The sequence below is a fragment of the Streptococcus mitis subsp. hohhotensis genome (assembly GCF_020089495.2).
GTDB lineage: Bacteria > Bacillota > Bacilli > Lactobacillales > Streptococcaceae > Streptococcus > Streptococcus hohhotensis.
The window spans coordinates 1-20,017 of record NZ_JAIRCA020000028.1 but is presented as its reverse complement, the minus strand read 5'-3'; the positions used below and the strand labels follow the sequence as shown (position 1 = coordinate 20,017).

At 39.6% G+C, this 20,017-nt stretch carries 24 protein-coding genes and 1 pseudogene; 22 read left to right on the top strand and 3 right to left on the bottom strand.

Translation table 11 applies throughout. From position 1 onward, the window contains the following. Window positions 1-218 precede the first annotated feature (218 nt). The 12 genes from K4Z77_RS09225 to dnaJ all read left to right on the top strand — a co-directional run bounded on the left by K4Z77_RS09225 (window position 219) and on the right by dnaJ (window position 10,236). Complete coding sequence (locus tag K4Z77_RS09225) at window positions 219-746, top strand: FUSC family protein (RefSeq protein WP_049540998.1); 528 nt, start codon at window positions 219-221, stop codon at window positions 744-746. A 76-nt stretch (window positions 747-822) separates the two neighbouring features. Then, the gene (gene glnR, locus K4Z77_RS09220; RefSeq protein ID WP_000659548.1) at window positions 823-1,179 is read left to right on the top strand and encodes a transcriptional repressor GlnR; all 357 of its coding nucleotides are present in this window, start codon (window positions 823-825) and stop codon (window positions 1,177-1,179) included. 36 nt (window positions 1,180-1,215) lie between these two features. Further along, the gene (gene glnA / locus K4Z77_RS09215) at window positions 1,216-2,562 is read left to right on the top strand and encodes a type I glutamate--ammonia ligase (protein WP_224219137.1); all 1,347 of its coding nucleotides are present in this window, start codon (window positions 1,216-1,218) and stop codon (window positions 2,560-2,562) included. Between the two features lie 120 nt (window positions 2,563-2,682). Continuing rightward, the gene (locus K4Z77_RS09210) at window positions 2,683-3,003 is read left to right on the top strand and encodes a PadR family transcriptional regulator (protein ID WP_224219136.1); all 321 of its coding nucleotides are present in this window, start codon (window positions 2,683-2,685) and stop codon (window positions 3,001-3,003) included. Beyond that, window positions 3,003-3,578 carry a DUF2812 domain-containing protein gene (locus tag K4Z77_RS09205; RefSeq protein ID WP_224219135.1) on the top strand — a complete coding sequence of 192 codons (576 nt, stop codon included), beginning with the start codon at window positions 3,003-3,005 and terminating at the stop codon, window positions 3,576-3,578. Before K4Z77_RS09210 ends, K4Z77_RS09205 begins: the two co-directional genes overlap by 1 nt. 34 nt (window positions 3,579-3,612) lie before the next feature. Next, the gene (locus K4Z77_RS09200) at window positions 3,613-4,125 is read left to right on the top strand and encodes a DUF2812 domain-containing protein (RefSeq protein ID WP_224219134.1); all 513 of its coding nucleotides are present in this window, start codon (window positions 3,613-3,615) and stop codon (window positions 4,123-4,125) included. Window positions 4,126-4,285: 160 nt separating this feature from the next. Then, the gene (gene hrcA / locus K4Z77_RS09195; RefSeq protein ID WP_000255759.1) at window positions 4,286-5,320 is read left to right on the top strand and encodes a heat-inducible transcriptional repressor HrcA; all 1,035 of its coding nucleotides are present in this window, start codon (window positions 4,286-4,288) and stop codon (window positions 5,318-5,320) included. Window positions 5,321-5,346: 26 nt separating this feature from the next. Beyond that, complete coding sequence (gene grpE / locus K4Z77_RS09190; protein ID WP_224219133.1) at window positions 5,347-5,871, top strand: nucleotide exchange factor GrpE; 525 nt, start codon at window positions 5,347-5,349, stop codon at window positions 5,869-5,871. 13 nt (window positions 5,872-5,884) lie between these two features. Further along, the gene (locus K4Z77_RS09185; RefSeq protein ID WP_224219132.1) at window positions 5,885-6,151 is read left to right on the top strand and encodes a hypothetical protein; all 267 of its coding nucleotides are present in this window, start codon (window positions 5,885-5,887) and stop codon (window positions 6,149-6,151) included. A 27-nt stretch (window positions 6,152-6,178) separates the two neighbouring features. Continuing rightward, complete coding sequence (gene dnaK, locus K4Z77_RS09180) at window positions 6,179-8,002, top strand: molecular chaperone DnaK (RefSeq protein ID WP_224219131.1); 1,824 nt, start codon at window positions 6,179-6,181, stop codon at window positions 8,000-8,002. A 191-nt stretch (window positions 8,003-8,193) separates the two neighbouring features. Next, window positions 8,194-8,826, top strand: a complete 633-nt coding sequence (locus tag K4Z77_RS09175) for a DJ-1/PfpI family protein (RefSeq protein WP_224219130.1) — start codon at window positions 8,194-8,196, stop codon at window positions 8,824-8,826. Window positions 8,827-9,099: 273 nt separating this feature from the next. Next, on the top strand, window positions 9,100-10,236 hold the full coding sequence (gene dnaJ / locus K4Z77_RS09170; protein WP_224219129.1) for a molecular chaperone DnaJ: 1,137 nt from the start codon (window positions 9,100-9,102) through the stop codon (window positions 10,234-10,236). A 395-nt stretch (window positions 10,237-10,631) separates the two neighbouring features. On the opposite strand, the gene K4Z77_RS09165 is transcribed toward dnaJ, so the two are convergent. Further along, on the bottom strand, window positions 10,632-10,919 hold the full coding sequence (locus K4Z77_RS09165; protein WP_224219128.1) for a hypothetical protein: 288 nt from the start codon (window positions 10,917-10,919) through the stop codon (window positions 10,632-10,634). Window positions 10,920-10,928: 9 nt separating this feature from the next. Continuing rightward, the gene (locus K4Z77_RS09160; RefSeq protein WP_224219127.1) at window positions 10,929-11,339 is read right to left on the bottom strand and encodes an HIT family protein; all 411 of its coding nucleotides are present in this window, start codon (window positions 11,337-11,339) and stop codon (window positions 10,929-10,931) included. A gap of 67 nt (window positions 11,340-11,406) precedes the next feature. Between K4Z77_RS09160 and K4Z77_RS09155 the strand changes: the two genes are divergently transcribed. Next, window positions 11,407-12,138, top strand: a complete 732-nt coding sequence (locus K4Z77_RS09155; protein ID WP_000889954.1) for an ABC transporter ATP-binding protein — start codon at window positions 11,407-11,409, stop codon at window positions 12,136-12,138. Further along, the gene (locus K4Z77_RS09150) at window positions 12,135-13,184 is read left to right on the top strand and encodes an ABC transporter permease (protein WP_224219126.1); all 1,050 of its coding nucleotides are present in this window, start codon (window positions 12,135-12,137) and stop codon (window positions 13,182-13,184) included. Before K4Z77_RS09155 ends, K4Z77_RS09150 begins: the two co-directional genes overlap by 4 nt. Window positions 13,185-13,245: 61 nt before the next feature. Here K4Z77_RS09150 and K4Z77_RS09145 read toward each other — a convergent pair whose 3' ends face one another. Further along, window positions 13,246-13,575, bottom strand: a complete 330-nt coding sequence (locus tag K4Z77_RS09145; protein ID WP_224219125.1) for a helicase BlpT — start codon at window positions 13,573-13,575, stop codon at window positions 13,246-13,248. A gap of 295 nt (window positions 13,576-13,870) precedes the next feature. On the opposite strand from K4Z77_RS09145, the gene K4Z77_RS09140 reads away from it, so the two are divergent. The 8 genes and pseudogenes from K4Z77_RS09140 (at window position 13,871) to K4Z77_RS09100 (ending at window position 19,824) form a co-directional block, all read left to right on the top strand. Further along, entirely contained in the window at window positions 13,871-14,608 is a 738-nt protein-coding gene (locus K4Z77_RS09140) for a response regulator transcription factor (protein ID WP_224219124.1), read from the top strand. A 13-nt stretch (window positions 14,609-14,621) separates the two neighbouring features. Then, window positions 14,622-15,971 carry a sensor histidine kinase gene (locus tag K4Z77_RS09135; RefSeq protein ID WP_224219123.1) on the top strand — a complete coding sequence of 450 codons (1,350 nt, stop codon included), beginning with the start codon at window positions 14,622-14,624 and terminating at the stop codon, window positions 15,969-15,971. A 91-nt stretch (window positions 15,972-16,062) separates the two neighbouring features. Beyond that, window positions 16,063-16,419 carry a hypothetical protein gene (locus K4Z77_RS09130; RefSeq protein ID WP_042750192.1) on the top strand — a complete coding sequence of 119 codons (357 nt, stop codon included), beginning with the start codon at window positions 16,063-16,065 and terminating at the stop codon, window positions 16,417-16,419. 849 nt (window positions 16,420-17,268) lie between these two features. Beyond that, the gene (locus tag K4Z77_RS09120; RefSeq protein ID WP_000846945.1) at window positions 17,269-17,673 is read left to right on the top strand and encodes a hypothetical protein; all 405 of its coding nucleotides are present in this window, start codon (window positions 17,269-17,271) and stop codon (window positions 17,671-17,673) included. A gap of 82 nt (window positions 17,674-17,755) precedes the next feature. Next, entirely contained in the window at window positions 17,756-18,139 is a 384-nt protein-coding gene (locus tag K4Z77_RS09115; RefSeq protein WP_000877389.1) for a hypothetical protein, read from the top strand. A gap of 64 nt (window positions 18,140-18,203) precedes the next feature. Then, window positions 18,204-18,893 (top strand): annotated as a pseudogene (locus K4Z77_RS09110) (CPBP family intramembrane glutamic endopeptidase). Window positions 18,894-18,934: 41 nt separating this feature from the next. Continuing rightward, complete coding sequence (blpZ, locus tag K4Z77_RS09105; RefSeq protein WP_224219121.1) at window positions 18,935-19,183, top strand: immunity protein BlpZ; 249 nt, start codon at window positions 18,935-18,937, stop codon at window positions 19,181-19,183. 29 nt (window positions 19,184-19,212) lie between these two features. After that, complete coding sequence (locus K4Z77_RS09100) at window positions 19,213-19,824, top strand: CPBP family intramembrane glutamic endopeptidase (protein ID WP_224219120.1); 612 nt, start codon at window positions 19,213-19,215, stop codon at window positions 19,822-19,824. Window positions 19,825-20,017 lie beyond the last annotated feature (193 nt).

Genomic DNA, 20,017 nt, shown 5'->3' with positions numbered 1-20,017 from the left:
GGCTTTTATCTGTTTTATCATGGGAAATCCCTCCTTAACTATAAGTTTATCACATAAAAAAGAAACCCAAATACAGAATTGTATTTGAATTTCTTAACTTAATGACATTGGGGATGAAGGTCCCTCTTTTCTTTTGCTTAAAATAAAAACGCTTCTTCTCAACTATTGCTCATAAAATCACCCAAATTATGATAAAATGGAAATAGAAAGTTGAGATTATGAGTTATTTTAAAAAATATAAATTCGATAAATCCCAGTTCAAACTTGGTATGCGAACCTTTAAAACAGGTATTGCTGTTTTTCTAGTTCTCTTGATTTTTGGCTTTTTTGGCTGGAAAGGTCTGCAAATCGGTGCTTTGACAGCCGTTTTTAGCCTGAGGGAGAGTTTTGATAAGAGTGTTCATTTTGGGACTTCGCGTATTCTAGGAAATAGTATCGGTGGCCTCTATGCATTGGTCTTCTTCCTATTAAATGGCTTTTTCCATGAAGCTTTTTGGGTAACTTTAGTAGTTGTTCCAATTTGCACCATGTTAACCATTATGACAAATGTAGCCATGAATAACAAAGCAGGTGTTATTGGCGGTGTAGCAGCCATGTTAATCATTACCCTATCGATTCCGAGTGGAGAAACAATTTTGTACGTGTTTGCGCGTGTATCAGAAACTTTCATGGGAGTTTTTGTCGCAATTTTGGTAAATTACGATATTGATCGCATTCGGCTCTTTTTAGAGAAAAAAGAAAAATAATGTTACATTTTATAACATTATCAATTGACGTTTGTCTTTTTTTAGACTATAATAGACAGAAAGAAGGAAATTGTAAATGAAGGAAAAAGAATTTCGCCGAAATATGGCTGTTTTTCCTATCGGCAGTGTTATGAAGTTGACCGATTTATCGGCGCGTCAGATTCGCTATTATGAAGATCAGGAATTGATAAAACCTGATCGTAACGAAGGGAACCGTCGCATGTATTCTTTAAATGACATGGATCGTCTGCTTGAAATCAAAGATTATATCTCTGAAGGTTATAATATCGCTGCCATTAAGAAAAAATATGCTGAACGTGAGGCGAAATCCAAGAAAGCGGTTAGTCAGACTGAGGTGCGTCGTGCGCTTCACAATGAACTCCTCCAACAGGGGCGCTTTGCTTCAGTACGGTCACCTTTTGGTCGCGGTTAGGCAACCGCAAGTAGTCATATATTAAGGAGAAAACTCATGCCAATCACAGCTGCAGATATTCGTCGTGAAGTCAAGGAAAAAAATGTTACCTTTATCCGTCTCATGTTCTCAGATATTTTGGGAACCATGAAAAACGTCGAAATTCCTGCTACAGATGAACAATTAGATAAGGTCTTGTCAAATAAGGCTATGTTTGATGGATCTTCTATTGAAGGTTTTGTACGTATCAATGAGTCAGATATGTACTTGCATCCTGACTTGGATACATGGACAGTCTTCCCTTGGGGAGATGAAAATGGAAGTGTTGCAGGTTTAATCTGTGATGTCTATACAACAGAAGGTGAGCCATTTGCAGGTGACCCTCGTGGCAATTTGAAACGTGCTCTTCGTCACATGGAAGAAGTAGGATTCAAATCCTTCAACCTTGGTCCAGAGCCAGAATTCTTCCTATTTAAACTAGATGAAAATGGTGACCCAACACTTGAAGTAAATGACAAGGGTGGCTACTTTGATTTGGCGCCTACTGATCTTGCGGACAATACACGTCGTGAGATTGTGAATGTCTTGACCAAAATGGGATTTGAAGTAGAAGCGAGTCACCACGAGGTTGCGGTTGGACAACACGAGATTGACTTTAAGTACGATGAAGTTCTCCGTGCTTGTGATAAAATTCAAATCTTTAAGCTCGTTGTTAAAACCATTGCTCGCAAACACGGGCTTTACGCAACCTTTATGGCCAAACCAAAATTTGGTATTGCTGGATCAGGTATGCACTGTAATATGTCCTTGTTTGATGAGGAAGGAAATAATGCCTTCTTTGATCCAAATGATCCAAAAGGAATGCAGTTGTCAGAAACTGCCTACTATTTCCTTGGCGGTTTGATCAAGCATGCCTACAACTATACTGCTATCATGAACCCAACAGTTAACTCATACAAACGTTTGGTTCCAGGTTATGAAGCGCCTGTTTACATTGCTTGGGCTGGTCGTAACCGTTCGCCACTTGTACGCGTGCCTGCTTCACGTGGTATGGGAACTCGTCTTGAGTTGCGTTCAGTGGATCCGATGGCAAACCCATACATCGCTATGGCTGTTCTTTTGGAGGTTGGTTTGCATGGTATTGAAAATAAAATCGAAGCACCAGCTCCTATCGAAGAAAATATCTACATCATGACAGCAGAAGAGCGTAAGGAAGCTGGTATTACAGACCTTCCATCAACTCTTCACAACGCTTTGAAAGCTTTGACAGAAGATGAGGTTGTCAGAGAAGCTCTTGGAGAACATATCTATACTAGTTTCCTTGAAGCCAAACGAATCGAATGGGCAAGCTATGCAACCTTCGTTTCACAATGGGAAATTGATAATTATTTAGACCTTTACTAATACTAATATAGAAGAAAGATTGCCTGAGGGTGGTCTTTTTTTCTTGCGTTTTATATCGAGGTGTGATATATTTTATATAGCGAAGTGCGATATATCGAACTGAATAGGAGGTGCTTATAAATGGAATTAACGGATAAGGTTCGTCGGGTCTATATTCCGATGACGGAAACGGGTTTTTATATCTTGTTCTGTTTGCAAAAGGAGCGTCATGGTTATAGTATTACGCAAAAGGTCAAGGAGATGACGGATTCGCAAGTTTCGATTAGTCCTGGAACTATGTATGGAACCTTGTCAAAAATGGAAAAGGATGGTTTGATTTCCTTTGTCCGCGAAGAGGAGAAGCGTAAAATCTATCAGATTACAGACTTGGGACGAAAAGTTTTAGATATTGAATTGAAGCGTATTGAACGGCTCTATAGAAACAGTCGGGAGGAAGGATGATGGAAAAGAAAATTGTTTATCGAATTTTTACAATTGCTGATTATGAGAGGGAGGATCTATACTTTAGAGAAATGCATGCTAAGGGCTGGAAACTTAGGAAAGTAAGCTATTCTATCTTATTGTTTGCAGTTAAGTATACCTTTGAAAAATGTCAGCCTGAGCAAGTGTCTTATCAGTTGGATTTTTACCCAATGGAAAAATCAGAGAGATCCTCCTATTTACAACTATTTAAAGACTGTGGCTGGGAGCATATTACAGACTTTAATAGTTTTTCCTATTTTAGAAAAGCGCATTCTGAAATTGAATCGGATGCAGAATTTGAAATCTATAATGACGCTGCTGGGAAGTTAGCTATGGTTAATCGCATTTTAAGACTGCGATTAGTACCTGTTTTACTTTTGCTAGCCATACATATACCATTATTACTTAAATTGCTCAATAGAAGTAATGCGTATGGTCTATGGAGTTTACTTGCGGTTGGGCTAGATATTTTCTTGTCTTTAATCATTTTGTTAATGGTTGTATATATTAGCTGGAAGTTATGGCATAAAAAGAAGGAATTATCAGATTTATGATAGGGTAGGTATGCTCAAAATTGGAGGGGAAGTCATGATAAATAAAAAGCAATTCCGGATTTTCACCATTGTTGATTTGGACAAGGAAGAAGAATATTTACATGAGATGCATTTGAAAGGTTGGAGGTATAGAACTAGTCGTTTTGGTTTTTTCTATTTTGACCAATGTCAACCAGATGATATCATCTACTGTATCCATGATTCTAGATTTCTTAAAAAGCATCAGCATGAACTGCAAGATTTTAGAAATAGAGGTTGGGAATTGATAGAAACAGGTTTTTGTTCAATTTTTCGTAAACCAGCTTCTGATATACTTTCAGAGGATCAAGTCTATATGAGTAAGGGGCTCAGATGGGAAGTTATGCGATCTAGACTTCGTTCCTGTACAGCTACTTTCTTAGGTGGTCTTGTTGTCTGTATGAGTCTATTTAAAGAGGAGCTTTCTATGTCTTTCTTTATTATTTTTCTTTTATATGCTCTCTTGATTTCTTATCTAATCTATGGTTTTTTTAGACTTAAAAGGAAATACCGAGTAGATAAACAGTAAGGTTCTAGGTCTTCAGACTGATTTTTAGCACTCTTAATAAAAGAGTGCTAATTTTTTGAGTTTTTGTCTTGACATTCTCTTTTAAGGGTGTATAATAGAATCATAAGTTAGCACTTAAGTGTATCGAGTGCTAATCGATCAGACAGAGAGGAGTGATGAGATGGTTACAGAGCGTCAGCAGGATATTTTAAATCTCATTATTGACATCTTTACCAAAACGCACGAACCTGTCGGATCCAAAGCCTTGCAAGAGTCTATTAACTCTAGCAGCGCAACTATTCGTAATGACATGGCGGCTCTAGAAAAGCAAGGTTTGCTTGAGAAGGCCCATACTTCAAGTGGTCGGATGCCAAGTGTTGCTGGTTTTCAGTACTATGTGAAACACTCACTGGATTTTGACCGACTAGCTGAAAATGAGGTTTATGAGATTGTTAAAGCCTTTGATCAGGAATTCTTCAAATTGGAGGATATTTTGCAAGAGGCTGCTAACCTACTGACAGACCTGAGTGGCTGTACGGTAGTAGCACTGGATGTTGAGCCGAGCAGGCAACGTTTGACAGCCTTTGATATCGTTGTTTTGGGGCAACATACAGCCTTGGCAGTATTCACCTTAGACGAATCGCGCACGGTTACGAGTCAGTTTCTGATCCCAAGGAACTTTTTGCAGGAGGATTTGCTGAAACTGAAGAGCATCATTCAGGAACGTTTCCTCGGTCACACCGTTCTAGATATTCACTACAAGATTCGGACGGAGATTCCGCAGATTATCCAGCGTTATTTCACAACAACGGATAATGTGATTGATCTCTTTGAACACATCTTTAAGGAAATGTTCAACGAAAATATCGTAGTGGCAGGCAAGGTCAATCTCTTGAATTTTGCCAATCTAGCAGCCTATCAGTTCTTTGACCAACCGCAAAAGGTAGCCTTGGAGATTCGTGAGGGATTGCGTGAAGATCAGATGCAAAATGTCCGTGTTGCAGATAGTCAAGAATCCTGCCTAGCTGACCTAGCGGTGATTAGTAGCAAGTTCCTCATTCCTTATCGAGGAGTTGGAATTCTAGCTATTATCGGTCCGGTCAATCTGGATTACCAACAGCTAATCAACCAAGTCAATGTGGTCAACCGTGTTTTGACCATGAAGTTGACAGATTTTTACCGCTACCTCAGCAGTAATCATTACGAAGTACATTAAGATTGAAATCATTAAAGGAGGCGAAAATGGCCCAAGATATAAAAAATGAAGAAGTAGAAGAAGTCCAAGAAGAGGAAGTTGTGGAAACGGTAGAAGAAACAACTTCTGAGAAGTCTGAATTGGACTTAGCAAATGAACGTGCAGATGAGTTCGAAAACAAATACCTTCGCGCTCATGCAGAAATGCAAAATATCCAACGCCGTGCCAATGAAGAACGTCAAAACTTGCAACGTTATCGTAGCCAGGACTTAGCAAAAGCAATCTTGCCATCACTCGACAATCTTGAGCGTGCACTCGCAGTTGAAGGTTTGACAGACGATGTCAAAAAAGGATTGGAGATGGTGCAAGAAAGCTTGATTCACGCTTTGAAAGAAGAAGGAATCGAAGAAATCGCAGCTGACGGTAAATTTGACCATAACTACCATATGGCCATCCAAACTCTCCCAGCAGACGATGAACACCCAGCAGATACCATCGCCCAAGTTTTCCAAAAAGGCTACAAACTCCATGACCGCATCCTACGCCCAGCAATGGTAGTGGTTTATAATTAGGAAAGAGGACAGAATGTTTAATTATAAAGATTTTTTAGAACAGATACAAGAATTTGTTGAGCAAGACGATCGTCATGGCTGGAATGGAAACAATATTGATTGGGATGGCTTTAGAAACCTTTATGGTGATGAAGTGTTAAGCTTTTATGGAATTGAAAATAACAATTCAGAAGATAATAAAGATGAGTTGTTAAACGATATTGGAGTTCCAGATGGTTTTTGGAATGAGTTTATTAATTTGGAATTTCCAGAAGAATTTAAAATGTATAGTGAAAAATAATAAATAAATCAAAGTGAGGAAAAAATAATGAGCAAAATTATCGGTATTGACTTAGGTACAACAAACTCAGCAGTTGCAGTTCTTGAAGGAACTGAAAGCAAAATCATCGCAAATCCAGAAGGAAACCGTACAACTCCATCTGTAGTCTCATTCAAAAACGGAGAAATCATCGTTGGTGACGCTGCAAAACGTCAAGCAGTCACAAACCCAGATACAGTTATCTCTATCAAATCTAAAATGGGAACTTCTGAAAAAGTTTCTGCTAATGGAAAAGAATACACTCCACAAGAAATTTCAGCTATGATTCTTCAATACTTGAAAGGTTATGCAGAAGAATATCTTGGTGAAAAAGTAACCAAAGCAGTTATAACAGTTCCTGCTTACTTTAACGATGCTCAACGTCAGGCAACTAAAGACGCAGGAAAAATCGCTGGCCTTGAAGTAGAACGTATCGTCAACGAACCAACTGCAGCCGCTCTTGCTTACGGTTTGGACAAGACTGACAAAGAAGAAAAAATCTTGGTATTTGACCTTGGTGGTGGTACATTCGACGTCTCTATCCTTGAATTGGGTGACGGTGTCTTCGACGTATTGTCAACTGCAGGGGACAACAAACTTGGTGGTGATGACTTTGACCAAAAAATTATCGACCATTTGGTAGCAGAATTCAAGAAAGAAAATGGTATTGACTTGTCTACTGACAAGATGGCTGTTCAACGTTTGAAAGATGCGGCTGAAAAGGCTAAGAAAGACCTTTCTGGTGTAACTTCAACACAAATCAGCTTGCCATTTATCACTGCTGGTGATGCTGGACCTCTTCACTTGGAAATGACTTTGACTCGTGCTAAATTTGACGATTTGACTCGTGACCTTGTAGAACGTACAAAAGTTCCAGTTCGTCAAGCCCTTTCAGATGCAGGTTTGAGCTTGTCAGAAATCGACGAAGTTATCCTTGTTGGTGGTTCAACTCGTATCCCAGCCGTTGTAGAAGCTGTTAAGGCTGAAACTGGTAAAGAACCAAACAAATCAGTAAACCCTGACGAAGTTGTTGCCATGGGTGCTGCTATCCAAGGTGGTGTGATTACTGGTGATGTCAAAGACGTTGTCCTTCTTGACGTAACACCATTGTCACTTGGTATCGAAACAATGGGTGGAGTATTTACAAAACTTATCGATCGCAACACAACTATTCCAACATCTAAATCACAAGTCTTCTCAACTGCAGCAGACAACCAACCAGCTGTTGATATCCACGTTCTTCAAGGTGAACGCCCAATGGCAGCAGATAACAAGACTCTTGGACGTTTCCAATTGACTGACATCCCAGCTGCACCTCGTGGTATCCCACAAATCGAAGTAACATTTGATATTGACAAGAACGGTATCGTATCTGTTAAAGCTAAAGACCTTGGAACTCAAAAAGAACAAACTATTGTCATCCAATCGAACTCTGGTTTGACTGATGAAGAAATCGACCGCATGATGAAAGATGCAGAAGCTAACGCTGAAGCAGATAAGAAACGTAAAGAAGAAGTTGACCTTCGTAACGAAGTAGACCAAGCAATCTTTGCGACTGAAAAGACAATCAAGGAAACTGAAGGCAAAGGCTTTGATGCAGAACGTGATGCTGCCCAAGCTGCCCTTGATGACCTTAAGAAAGCTCAAGAAGACAATAACTTGGACGACATGAAAGCAAAACTTGAAGCATTGAACGAAAAAGCTCAAGGACTTGCTGTCAAACTCTATGAACAAGCAGCAGCATCCCAACAAGCTCAAGCAGGAGCAGAAGGCGCGCAAGCAACAGGAAACGCAGGTGATGACGTCGTAGACGGAGAGTTTACTGAGAAGTAAGATGCAAAGCCCGTTAAAACCTCACAGTGAAAATAGGAAATCTGACGCAGAAACTTTAGTTTCTAGGAAGATTTATCTTTTTCACCAAGAGGTTAGGGCGTGCTCAATTCAGCTTAATAACTAAATGATAAGAAGAAATCCAGAGGTTGCAACCCAGCCTCTGTTTTTCGATAAAATAGAGGATGTTGCGTATGAAAAAAGTACTTTGTATCATTTATCCTAATTTTTCTCTTTATGAGATAACCACTTTAACGAGTACTTTAGCTCTGTCTTTTGATATCACGATTGATTATGTAGCTTCTGAGAATTCGATGGTGGTCTCTGAGGATGGTTTGCCCTGTCAACCGACGAAAACATTGGATCAAATCCGTATAGAAGATTATTCTTGTGTGATTTTGCCAGGAATGGTAAATATAGGTCCTGCTCTACAAGATGAGAAATTGATCTCGTTTTTGAGAAGTCTTAATGAGCAAGATATCCTAATTGCAGCCATTTCTTCAGCGCCCCTTTTATTGGCGAAGGCAGGCCTGTTGAACGACACGAAATTTACAGGTGGAATTTGGCAAAACTTCTTTGACTATTTTGAATTTCTTCCACGTGAGAATTTCCAACCGAAAGTTTTTGTCCAAGATAAACAAATCATTACGGCTATCGGTTTTGCACATCTAGAGTTTGCAAGAAAAGTGATTCTTGGTCTAGGTTTGGCAGAAAATACGGACAACTATTTTAAAGAACAGAATGAATATTCAGAAGAGGATTTGATTTTTACTCTATCGGACAAAGAGTTTGATGAAGTGAAACAGAGTATAGAAAATACCCTCTAAATATTTACATGAAAATTATAGAAAGGAACAAAGAGTGTTCGTAACTGAACACGGGTTCCAGAATTTCTTATTCAATATAAAAGAAAGGAATTGAACCCGACCTAAATCGAGGTTTCGTTCCGCAACAATAACAGAAAGGAACAAGGGTGTTCAGGGAATTGAACACGGGCTTACGGACTGTGCCAAAAAGATAGTTTTTTCTAGGACGCAAGCGTCCGTCGTCAAAACTCCTATTTTGCCTGTGTCCGTTTGACGCCCTTTGTATCTTGAATTATGAACAATACTGAATTTTATGATCGTCTGGGGGTGTCAAAAAACGCTTCGGCAGACGAGATCAAAAAGGCTTATCGCAAGCTTTCGAAAAAATATCACCCAGATATCAACAAGGAGCCTGGTGCTGAGGACAAGTACAAGGAAGTTCAAGAAGCCTATGAGACTTTGAGTGACGACCAAAAACGTGCAGCCTATGACCAATATGGTGCTGCAGGAGCCAACGGTGGCTTTGGTGGTGCTGGTGGTTTCGGCGGTTTCAATGGGGCAGGTGGCTTCGGTGGTTTTGAGGACATCTTCTCAAGTTTCTTCGGCGGAGGCGGTGCTTCACGCAATCCAAATGCTCCTCGTCAGGGGGATGATCTCCAGTATCGTGTGAACTTGACCTTTGAAGAAGCTATTTTTGGAGCTGAAAAAGAAGTCAAATATAACCGTGAAGCAAGCTGTCGTACATGTAATGGCTCAGGTGCTAAACCAGGAACAAGTCCAGTCACTTGTGGACGCTGTCATGGCGCTGGTGTAATTAATGTCGATACGCAGACTCCGCTTGGTATGATGCGACGCCAAGTAACCTGTGATGTCTGTCATGGTCGCGGAAAAGAAATCAAAGATCCATGTACAACCTGTCACGGAACAGGGCATGAAAAACAAGCGCATAGCGTACATGTCAAAATTCCTGCTGGTGTAGAAACTGGTCAACAAATTCGCCTAGCTGGTCAAGGTGAAGCTGGGTTTAACGGTGGACCTTATGGTGACTTGTATGTAGTGGTTTCTGTGGAAGCCAGCGACAAGTTTGAACGTGAAGGAACCACTATCTTCTATAATCTGAACCTTAACTTTGTCCAAGCAGCTCTTGGTGATACAGTTGATATCCCAACTGTTCACGGTGATGTTGAATTGGTTATCCCAGAGGGAACTCAGACTGGTAAGAAATTTCGTCTACGTGGCAAGGGAGCTCCGAGCCTTCGTGGCGGTGCAGTTGGGGACCAATACGTTACTGTCAATGTCGTAACACCGACAGGCTTGAACGACCGCCAAAAAGCAGCGCTTAAAGAATTTGCAGCTGCAGGCGATTTGAAAGTCAATCCAAAGAAAAAGGGCTTCTTTGATCATATAAAAGATGCCTTTGATGGAGAATAAAGCAAAAAGAGCCGAGTGGCTCTTTTTTGTTTATAGATTTTTTAAGACTTTCCTTAAGTGATGACGTACGGTAGCGACCTTCTTCGAAGTTCCATACCTAAACTTTGAGCCTAGGTCTCAAAGTTTCCAGACACCTGAAACCAAGCTGTTTCAGGTGTTTTCATTATGGCGGAAAGTCTGGGGAAGTATTCGATTTATACTCAATGAAAATCAAAGAGCAAACTAGGAAACTAGCCGCAGGCTGTACTTGAGTACGGCAAGGCGACGTTGACACGGATTGAAGAGACTTTCGAAGAGTATTAGTTGTGAAATGGTGAATGAGTTGCCTAAATTATGATGTATAGTTGATGGGATATAACTTGTTTACCTTTTAAAAAAGAGCTGAGTAGCTCTTTTTACTTATCTTCAGTTTCCTGTGTTTCTTTGATAACAGCTAGTCTAGTCTGGATATCCTTTTCCAAGATTTTAAATTTGTAAGTCAGGTCTTCTTGGTATTCCTTGATGAGTTCTTTTTGCTTGTCAATGATTTGCAGGCTGTTTTGGATAATATCCACATCATCCTTGATAGCTTGAACGCGGTCAGTGGTATTCAAGACTTCATCTGTGATGGTTTGGCGATTTTTTGTGACCAGATAACTTCCGGCTGCAGCTCCTGCAAATAGCAGTAGGTTGGATAATTTCATGGCAACTCCTTAGGCATTTTTGATGGTTTCAGCGACTTGAGCAAGTTTGTCAAAGTCTGGTTCGTGGGCGATAAAATCAATCTTGATGTCATCGTCCGAACTGTAGCGAGGTACGAGGTGGACGTGGGTATGAAAGACGGTTTGCCCTGCGATTTCTTCACAGTTAGCAATGATATTCATACCAGCAGCTTTGGTAGCTTTCATGACTTTTTGAGCCACTTTTGGTACTTGGGCAAAGAGTTGGCTGGCGCTAGTAGCGTCCATTTCTAAAAGATTGCGATAGTGTTCTTTTGGCACGACCAAGGTATGTCCAGGTGTCACTTGAGAGATATCAAGGAAGGCAAGAACCTGCTCATCTTCGTATACTTTTGAAGCAGGAATTTCCCCTGCGATGATTTTACAAAAAATGCAATCTGACATAAAATCTACCTCTACTGTATTGAATTTTGATATAATATAGCTACATTATACCAGATTTGGAGAAAATATGTTAGAAATTAAAAACCTGACAGGTGGCTATGTCCATGTCCCTGTCTTGAAAGATGTGTCTTTTACTGTTGAAAGTGGGCAGTTGGTCGGTTTGATTGGTCTCAATGGTGCTGGTAAATCGACGACTATCAATGAGATTATCGGTCTGTTGACACCCTATAGTGGCTCCATCAATATCAATGGCCTGACCCTGCAAGAAGATGCGACAAGTTACCGCAAGCAAATTGGTTACATTCCCGAGACACCTAGCTTGTATGAGGAATTGACCCTCAGAGAGCATATCGAAACGGTTGCCATGGCTTATGGTATTGAGCAGAAAGTGGCTTTTGATCGAGTAGAACCTTTGTTGAAAATGTTCCGTCTGGACCAGAAATTAGACTGGTTCCCTGTTCATTTTTCAAAAGGGATGAAGCAGAAGGTCATGATTATCTGTGCTTTTGTGGTGGATCCGAGTCTTTTTATCGTGGATGAGCCTTTCCTTGGTCTTGATCCGTTGGCTATTGCAGACTTGATTCAGCTTTTGGAAGTGGAAAAGCAAAAGGGCAAGTCCATTCTCATGAGTACCCACGTGCTGGATTCAGCGGAGAAGATGTGTGATGCCTTTGTCATTCTCCATAAGGGTGAGGTGCGTGCCAAGGGTAATCTCCTGCAACTGCGCGAAGCCTTTGATATGCCTGAGGCTAGTTTAAATGATATTTACTTGGCTCTGACCAAAGAGGAGGAGCTATGAAAGACTTGTTTTTAAAGAGAAAGCAGGCTTTTCGTAAGGAGTGTCTTGGTTATTTGCGCTATGTTCTCAATGACCACTTTGTCTTGTTCCTGCTTGTCCTGCTGGGCTTTCTAGCCTACCAGTACAGTCAACTCTTACAACATTTTCCTGAAAATCATTGGCCTATCCTTTTGTTTGTAGGAATTACGTCTGTTTTGCTTTTGCTTTGGGGAGGAATTGCCACCTATATGGAGGCTCCAGACAAGCTCTTTCTCTTGGTCGGAGAAGAGGAAATCAAGCTCCATCTCAAGCGTCAAACTGGCATTTCCCTAGTCTTTTGGCTCTTTGTTCAGACCCTCTTCTTGCTGTTATTTGCGCCTTTATTTTTGGCAATGGGTTATGGTTTGCCACTTTTTCTGGTCTATGTGCTTTTATTGGGGGTAGGAAAATATTTCCTCTTTCGTCAAAAGGCCAGCAAATTTTTTACTGAAACTGGACTGGACTGGGACTATGTCATTTCCCAAGAAAGCAAGCGCAAGCAAGTCTTACTTCGTTTCTTTGCCCTCTTTACGCAGGTCAAGGGAATTTCAAACAGCGTCAAGCGTCGTGCCTATCTGGACTTTATCCTAAAGGCTGTTCAGAAGGTGCCTGGAAAGATTTGGCAAAATCTCTATCTGCGTTCTTATTTGCGAAATGGAGATCTCTTTGCGCTCAGTCTCCGTCTGCTCCTACTTTCCTTGCTAGCGCAGGTCTTTATCGAGCAAGCTTGGATTGCGACAGCGGTGGTGGTTCTCTTTAACTACCTCTTGCTCTTCCAGTTGTTGGCCCTCTATCACGCTTTTGACTACCAGTATTTGACCCAACTCTTTCCACTGGACAAGGGGCAAAAGGAAAAAGGCTTGCAGGCGGTAGTCCGAGGATTGACCAGTTTGGTCTTAGTAGTGGAATTAGTTGTTGGGTTGATTACCTTCCAAGAAAAACTAGCCCTTCTAGCCTTACTGGGAGCTGGTTTGGTTTTACTAGTCTTGTACCTACCTTATCAGGTCAAACGTCAGATGCAGGACTAACATTGCCTATATGACACTAAAAAAGAAGTTGAGTTCAGTTTGTCTCAACTTCTTTTATTTTCTACAAGATAATGGTTGGTCCGTAGAGACTCAACTTGGTCTTGACTTGGTCAAAGTGGAAACGGTCATAGGCCCGCCAAGCGGCACGAGTAGGAGCATCTGGATTGAGGGCGCTGAGTCCCATGAGAAGACTGGAAGTCTGGTAGAATTTTTCCAGTTCAATCAAGACTCGATTATCCACTGTCTCAGCCTTGGCTAGAAAGCCAAGAATAGAGTTTAATTGCTCCTGAAAGCGGACGTCGTCAGCGGTTGCCTGTCTGCATGCTTGGTAGGCTTTGTTTAAGTCAGTAATCAAAGTCTGAGCTCTTTTGATAGGGTCTGTATCTGTCATGAGAATGCCTCCTTTAATCTGGGTGCCAGTCTTGTTTCTAGCAACTGTGTTTTGATACTGTCAGTCTATCACTTTTATCTCCTTTTTCACCATCAAATCTTTAATTGCCCTTGAAATTTCCTGAATGGTACTGTTAAGATTTTATGATAAAATAGTTGTAAGATTATCATGCTTATTTGAGGAACAAGATACCCTTCAGGAGCGTTGAAGGCCTGTTTAGGATTTGGTGGGCTTGTATCATAGTATTTTTGCTATTCTCTTTTTAGGAAGAAATCGAAACAAGGGGAGTAAGAAAATGAGAATATTTGTTTTAGAAGATGATTTTTCCCAGCAGACTAGGATTGAAACGACGATTGAGAAACTCTTGAAGGAACATCGTATCATTCCCAGTTCTTTTGAGGTCTTTGGCAAGCCAGACCAACTGCTGGCAGAGGTGCATGAGAAGGGAGCGCATCAGCTATTCTTTTTGGATATTGAGATTCGAAATGAGGAGATGAAGGGACTGGAAGTGGCTAGAAAGATTCGGGATCGGGATCCTTATGCTCTCATCGTCTTTGTGACGACTCACTCGGAGTTTATGCCCCTGTCCTTTCGCTACCAAGTGTCTGCTTTGGACTACATTGATAAGGCCTTGTCAGCAGAGGAGTTTGAATTTCGTATCGAGACAGCCCTCCTTTATGCCAATAGTCAAGACAGTAAGAGTCTGGCTGAAGATTGTTTTTACTTTAAATCAAAATTTGCCCAATTCCAGTATCCTTTTAAAGAGGTCTACTATCTCGAAACATCGCCCAGAGCCCATCGTGTTATTCTCTATACCAAGACAGACAGGCTGGAATTTACAGCGAGTTTAGAGGAGGTTTTCAAGCAGGAACCTCGTCTCTTGCAGTGCCATCGCTCTTTTCTCATCAATCCTGCCAATGTGGTTCGTTTGGATAAGAAAGAAAAACTGCTTTACTTTCCCAATGGTGGAAGCTGTATGATAGCGCGTTATAAGGTCAGGGAAGTGTCTGAGACTATCAATAACTTACACTAAGTGAGGTGATGTAATGGAAATAGTTTGGAAGATAGTATATTCATTTTTGATAGCTGGATTGGAATTGTTTATATTTTTTAAGGTGGATGGAATTGTTCTAACTCTGGAGAGATTTTTTAAAGCTTTTCTTTTTAAGTTACTTTTAGCAGTCGTTTTTGTAACGATTAACTATATAGTAGGAAATACTTACCTATCTTATTTTGTGGTACCCTTGTACGGCATCGGCTTATCTTTCTTATTGTTAAGAGGCCTTCCTAAAAAACTCCTTTTCTTTTATGGTCTCTTTCCAATGATATTGGTGAATCTCTTTTATAGAGGTGTTTCTTATTTTGTGCTTCCGTTTTTAGACCAAGGGCAAATAAATGACAAATACTCATTTATTTGGGTGTTTATAATGATTTTCAATTTCTTCATTTCTCTAGCCTTTTTGAAATGGTTGGACTATGATTTTACTAGTTTGAGAAAGGAGATTCTCGATAAAGCTTTTCAAAAGTCCCTGACTAAGATTAACTGGATAATGGGGGCCTACTTTCTAGTCATGGAAAATCTGTCTTACTTTGAATATGCATACGATATCCAATCAAAGACTGTTCGCCATCTCATCCTAGTTTTTTACCTCCTCTTTTTTATGGGGATTGTCAAGAAATTGGATACCTATTTGAAGGACAAACTCCATGAGAGATTGGACCAAGAGCAGGCCTTGCGCTACAGAGATATGGAACGCTATAGTCGGCATATAGAGGAACTCTACAAGGAAGTGCGGAGTTTTCGCCATGATTACACCAATATCTTGACCAGTTTACGTCTGGGTATTGAAGAGGAGGATATGGAGCAGATAAAAGAGGTCTACGACTCGGTTTTAAAGGATTCTAGTGAAAAATTGCAGGACAATAAATATGACCTTGGACGACTCGTGAATATTCGTGATAAAGCCCTCAAAAGTCTCCTAGCAGGCAAATTTCTAAAAGCCAGAGATAAGAAGATTGTATTTAATGTCGAAGTTCCTGAGGAGATTCAGGTCGAGGGGATGAGTCTACTTGATTTTCTAACCATTGTGTCTATCCTTTGTGACAATGCTATTGAAGCTAGTGTAGAGGCCAGTCAACCTCACGTTTCAATCGCCTTTTTAAAAAATGGGGCACAGGAGACCTTTATCATCGAAAATGCCATTAAAGAAGAGGGCATAGATATTTCTGAGATTTTCTCCTTTGGAGCCAGTTCTAAAGGGGAGGAGAGAGGAGTTGGTCTCTATACCGTTATGAAAATTGTGGAAAGCCATCCCAATACCAGTCTCAATACCACCTGTCAAAATCAAGTCTTTCGTCAGGTTTTAACGGTTCACTTGTTGCCGGTTGGTCATTAGAAAATTTGTGAAAAAAGAATTGGCAGAAGTTAACAGATAAAGTTTGTCTTTATCGAGCCTGACTTTTACCAGAGTATCTGAGGTATCATAAATGAATAAGAAATCCTTTTTTATCATCTGTTCTACGTTGATCATAGCTTCGAATCTTCTCATGATTTCCGTGGTGAACAAGGGAGAAGAAACAGGGAGCAACCTGTTTGTGATTGCTATAGCCTGTGTTTTGCTACCAGCCTTTTTATATGCAGTTGAAAACAGACTGACTTCATTGGTAAGAGTAGAATCAATACTCTTGATTCAGTTGACAGTTATATCCCTACTCCGTCTTATCAACAGAATAGGGAGTACGCCTGAAATCCTCAACATTATCATTACCCTTATCGCTTTGGCAAGTGGGACAGCTGCTATCCTTGTTGCGATCATGAGAATATATGAGAACATACGGAAATGAGGGTGAGTAGCTTTCAATTTTAGATTTTTATGTTGTCAAGTTCCCCCCAGGGCAAGTATGTTTTTCATGCTTGCTTTTTTTATTTTTACAATTCAAGATGTTTTGATGACCATTTATGATTTGGATGGAAAACTTTAAAAAATAGTAGTATACTAACGTTGTTAAGATTGCAATAGGACGAAAGTAAAAAGAGGTATTCCTCGTGAATGCAAAAACAATGTTACAATTGGCTATTATGGTTGCTTAAAGACTTGAGCTTGTGTACTTGGAGGTAATTATGGATTTCAAAAGATTTCTTATTGTTTTTGTTGTTGGTATGTTTGTTTCTTTTATTACTTCTTTAATTAGGGAAAAATTTTTAAAATCTCCAAAGAAGAATAAAGATAGATCTAATTAGATAAAAAGATTTTTTATCGCTAGTTTAATCTACAGGGGAGTTTCTTTAATATTGTTTCGCCTGTCAAAATGATATGTGATAGCAGAATAAAAAATCTACAAATTAAGTTGGTATCAATATGGTGTAAAGGGCAAGTATGTTTTTCATGCTTGCTTTTTAAATTTTTTACAATTCAAGATGTTTTGATGACCATTTATGATTTGAGTGTTCCAAGGATAAAATGAGTGCTATACTAGCAGTGTAAAGGTTGTAGCTAAACTAAGATAAAGCATACATTTAGGAGGAAATCTTATGAAGAAAAAAATACTAATCATTTTCGTTCTGTATCTGATCATGTCTATCCTTCTTTAGCCGCTTAGGGAGAGTATTTGGTATCATCTATTTTATACCATAGCCTATATGATTGCGGTTGTGATCTATTTTGCTTTAACTAAAAAGAAAGGAGCAAAGAAATGAAAACTTTTCTTGCTAAAAAACGGAACATCTTCCTTGCGAGATTGTTCTTAGGTCAGTTGCCTTTACTTGTCTCTACTTATCTATTTCTATCTCGTCAGTTTTTAAATTTTTCCGTAGTTCTCCAATTTCTTTTAGTGGTTATTAACTTGGCCTCTATTTTGGTTACTGTTTACCTCACTAGGGAAATGAGGATAAGAGAGTTTGAAGATGATGATTTGGTTAGTCCTAGAACCAATCAACTCATGTTCATCGGCTTGACAGGTTTTATGTCTATTATTTGTTTGTATAGAGGTGTCACAGCAGGAGAATCTTACCAACAACTAATTGCCTATATTGGCGCTATTCTCTGCTTGATTATTATGCTTCTACTCATTTGGGGCTTGAAGTATTATAAAAAGTAGCTTGCCTTCCTCTTCTGACAGAATCTTTTATTAGAAGGCTCTATTAAACTGTCCGTGAAATAAGTGAATGGAGGTATTTAATATGAAATATAGATTATTTCTTGTTATTTTCTTGAGTAGTATGTTGAATATTCTTTTAGGGACATTTTTACAAATCTCTAATGTATCGATTGGGTGGATTGTTCTCTACAGTGGATTATTTGAAGCAGGCGTTTTCCTTCTTGCTAATAAAGGGGTAGCGGTAAAAATAAAGGAAGTAGATATTCGAAATCGCTTTAAATTTATTTTTGGAAAAACCTTATGGTTTCAAATTTTTTTGCTCATCTTTTTGATGGTCAAACTTTATCTTGGTTTGGATGCGAGGTTGATTTTATTCTATGGACATATTTTCATTGTCTTTAATGCCTTAATGTATCTATTATCTAGTAGTCAGGTTAGCCTTAAAAAGAACAAGCTGTCTTCTTAATCTTGCAGTAATAGAGCATGACAAGGTGAGCTATCCTGTCTTGTAGATAGTAGGGAGGATTTATATGAAAAGACACGCTATTCTTTTCAAAACGAGTGCAATTCTTTCTTATTTGTTTCTGTTTTTCGGACTGTCTTGGACAACCCAATTTTAGAGCAATTATTGGGAGTTCTCGTCTTGGGTAGGAAATATTATCTGGATTCGAAACATCATCAGTCTTCTCTTTATCTGCTTGATGGTTTGGATTTTGGTCAGGTCGGGCCATGCTTATCTCTTTCGTATCCCTAGGAAAAAGTGGTTGAGCTATTCTGTTCTGACGGTGTTAGCCGCTGTTGTACTTATCTGCTTTAACTATCTGACAGCTAAACACGTCCAGGGAACTAATGAAGGGTGGAATTTGTTTATTGCCTATAGTGAGACAAATTTTGCGGAGTTTGGTGTTTACCTAACCTTAATCGTACTAGGACCTCTGATGGAAGAATTGGTATGTAGGGGCCTGCTTCAACATGCCTTCTTTAAGGATTCGAGATGGGGGCAGGATCTTCTCTTTCCGTCATTCTTATTTGCCTTGCCCCACTTTTCTAGCTTGCCAAGTCTCGCAGATATTTTTGTCTATACGGCAGTGGGCTGTCTGTTTGCCTGTCTAACACGTTATACGAAGAGTATCTATCCTTCTTATTCGATTCATATTGTTAATAATATCATCGCAAACTTACCATTTTTGCTCACTTTTCTACATAGGGTCTTGGGGTAAAAAAACCAAAGCCTTGCTTTTTAGCCATAGAGGAGGTCATCATGTATAAACACTTATTTTTCCTAGATTCCAAAACCTTAGACTGGTTGACGCCCTATATTCTAGTCTTGGCTTCTGACACCATTGCTTTTAATATTTTTGTGCTAACCTTTGTATTTGTTGTGGTCTTTTATTTCCTAAATCCCATGCTAGCTTTAATGGCTATCTTCTTAGGGGCTGGTTATGTGGTCGGATTTTGGTTACTCAAATGGTTTGTTTTGGAAAGGTTAGAGCTAAAGGATGACGTGTAGGAAGTCTGTTTGGTGAGGAGGATAATTTGATGGAGTTTTTTGATAAATTTCATGCCTTGTGTTTTGGATTTTTAGTACTACTAATCGTCATTACAGTTCCTTATACGATTAACCACGGGGATTTTTTTCAAAATGAATCTGAATTGATTATTGTAAGTCTTCTAGTAACCTCGCTGTGTGTTGCTTATGCTAGAAAGTTTGAAATGATTTCTTTTGGGATGTTAAGCAAGAAACAACTTTTGCTTTTCATTGCAATCTTTCTTCTAAGTGTGCTTGAGACGCTGGTTTATATTCATTTCTTCGCTATTTCTTCTGGCGCAGGAGTTCAACACTTGGCGGAAGTCAGCAGAGGAATTTCTCTGTCTTTGATTTTGACTTCCTCAGTTTTTGGTCCCATCCAGGAGGAACTCATTTTCAGAGGACTTCTTCAAGGTGCCGTTTTTGACAATTCTTGGTTAGGGCTTGTGCTAACTTCCTCTCTCTTTTCTTTCATGCATGGACCTTCTAATGTCCCTTCGTTTATTTTTTATCTACTTGGGGGCTTGTTGCTGGGCTTTGCTTATAAAAAGAGCCAAAACTTATGGGTTTCTACTCTAGTCCACATGTTTTACAACAGTTGGCCACTCTTATATTATTTATAAAAATCATGAAAAGGTAAGCAGAAGACGGTGCTTGCCTTTTTCTTTCTATAATGATAACCCAAACACCCCAGAGGCTTTTCGGTAAATTCCCAAACTAAGTTCCACCGCTAATCTAAGTGGAAGTTAGTCTGATAAAAATTCTAAAAACCAGTGGAAATCCGTGTCAGGGTAAGTTCCACTAGTTTTAATCATG

Bases quoted from the DNA above. Each gene is read 5' to 3' on its own strand.
- K4Z77_RS09225 (WP_049540998.1), top strand. From the start codon at position 219: ATGAGTTATTTTAAAAAATATAAATTCGATAAATCCCAGTTCAAACTT.
- glnR (WP_000659548.1), top strand. From the start codon at position 823: ATGAAGGAAAAAGAATTTCGCCGAAATATGGCTGTTTTTCCTATCGGC.
- glnA (WP_224219137.1), top strand. From the start codon at position 1,216: ATGCCAATCACAGCTGCAGATATTCGTCGTGAAGTCAAGGAAAAAAAT.
- K4Z77_RS09210 (WP_224219136.1), top strand. From the start codon at position 2,683: ATGGAATTAACGGATAAGGTTCGTCGGGTCTATATTCCGATGACGGAA.
- K4Z77_RS09205 (WP_224219135.1), top strand. From the start codon at position 3,003: ATGGAAAAGAAAATTGTTTATCGAATTTTTACAATTGCTGATTATGAG.
- K4Z77_RS09200 (WP_224219134.1), top strand. From the start codon at position 3,613: ATGATAAATAAAAAGCAATTCCGGATTTTCACCATTGTTGATTTGGAC.
- hrcA (WP_000255759.1), top strand. From the start codon at position 4,286: ATGGTTACAGAGCGTCAGCAGGATATTTTAAATCTCATTATTGACATC.
- grpE (WP_224219133.1), top strand. From the start codon at position 5,347: ATGGCCCAAGATATAAAAAATGAAGAAGTAGAAGAAGTCCAAGAAGAG.
- K4Z77_RS09185 (WP_224219132.1), top strand. From the start codon at position 5,885: ATGTTTAATTATAAAGATTTTTTAGAACAGATACAAGAATTTGTTGAG.
- dnaK (WP_224219131.1), top strand. From the start codon at position 6,179: ATGAGCAAAATTATCGGTATTGACTTAGGTACAACAAACTCAGCAGTT.
- K4Z77_RS09175 (WP_224219130.1), top strand. From the start codon at position 8,194: ATGAAAAAAGTACTTTGTATCATTTATCCTAATTTTTCTCTTTATGAG.
- dnaJ (WP_224219129.1), top strand. From the start codon at position 9,100: ATGAACAATACTGAATTTTATGATCGTCTGGGGGTGTCAAAAAACGCT.
- K4Z77_RS09165 (WP_224219128.1), bottom strand. From the start codon at position 10,919: ATGAAATTATCCAACCTACTGCTATTTGCAGGAGCTGCAGCCGGAAGT.
- K4Z77_RS09160 (WP_224219127.1), bottom strand. From the start codon at position 11,339: ATGTCAGATTGCATTTTTTGTAAAATCATCGCAGGGGAAATTCCTGCT.
- K4Z77_RS09155 (WP_000889954.1), top strand. From the start codon at position 11,407: ATGTTAGAAATTAAAAACCTGACAGGTGGCTATGTCCATGTCCCTGTC.
- K4Z77_RS09150 (WP_224219126.1), top strand. From the start codon at position 12,135: ATGAAAGACTTGTTTTTAAAGAGAAAGCAGGCTTTTCGTAAGGAGTGT.
- K4Z77_RS09145 (WP_224219125.1), bottom strand. From the start codon at position 13,575: ATGACAGATACAGACCCTATCAAAAGAGCTCAGACTTTGATTACTGAC.
- K4Z77_RS09140 (WP_224219124.1), top strand. From the start codon at position 13,871: ATGAGAATATTTGTTTTAGAAGATGATTTTTCCCAGCAGACTAGGATT.
- K4Z77_RS09135 (WP_224219123.1), top strand. From the start codon at position 14,622: ATGGAAATAGTTTGGAAGATAGTATATTCATTTTTGATAGCTGGATTG.
- K4Z77_RS09130 (WP_042750192.1), top strand. From the start codon at position 16,063: ATGAATAAGAAATCCTTTTTTATCATCTGTTCTACGTTGATCATAGCT.
- K4Z77_RS09120 (WP_000846945.1), top strand. From the start codon at position 17,269: ATGAAAACTTTTCTTGCTAAAAAACGGAACATCTTCCTTGCGAGATTG.
- K4Z77_RS09115 (WP_000877389.1), top strand. From the start codon at position 17,756: ATGAAATATAGATTATTTCTTGTTATTTTCTTGAGTAGTATGTTGAAT.
- blpZ (WP_224219121.1), top strand. From the start codon at position 18,935: ATGTATAAACACTTATTTTTCCTAGATTCCAAAACCTTAGACTGGTTG.
- K4Z77_RS09100 (WP_224219120.1), top strand. From the start codon at position 19,213: ATGGAGTTTTTTGATAAATTTCATGCCTTGTGTTTTGGATTTTTAGTA.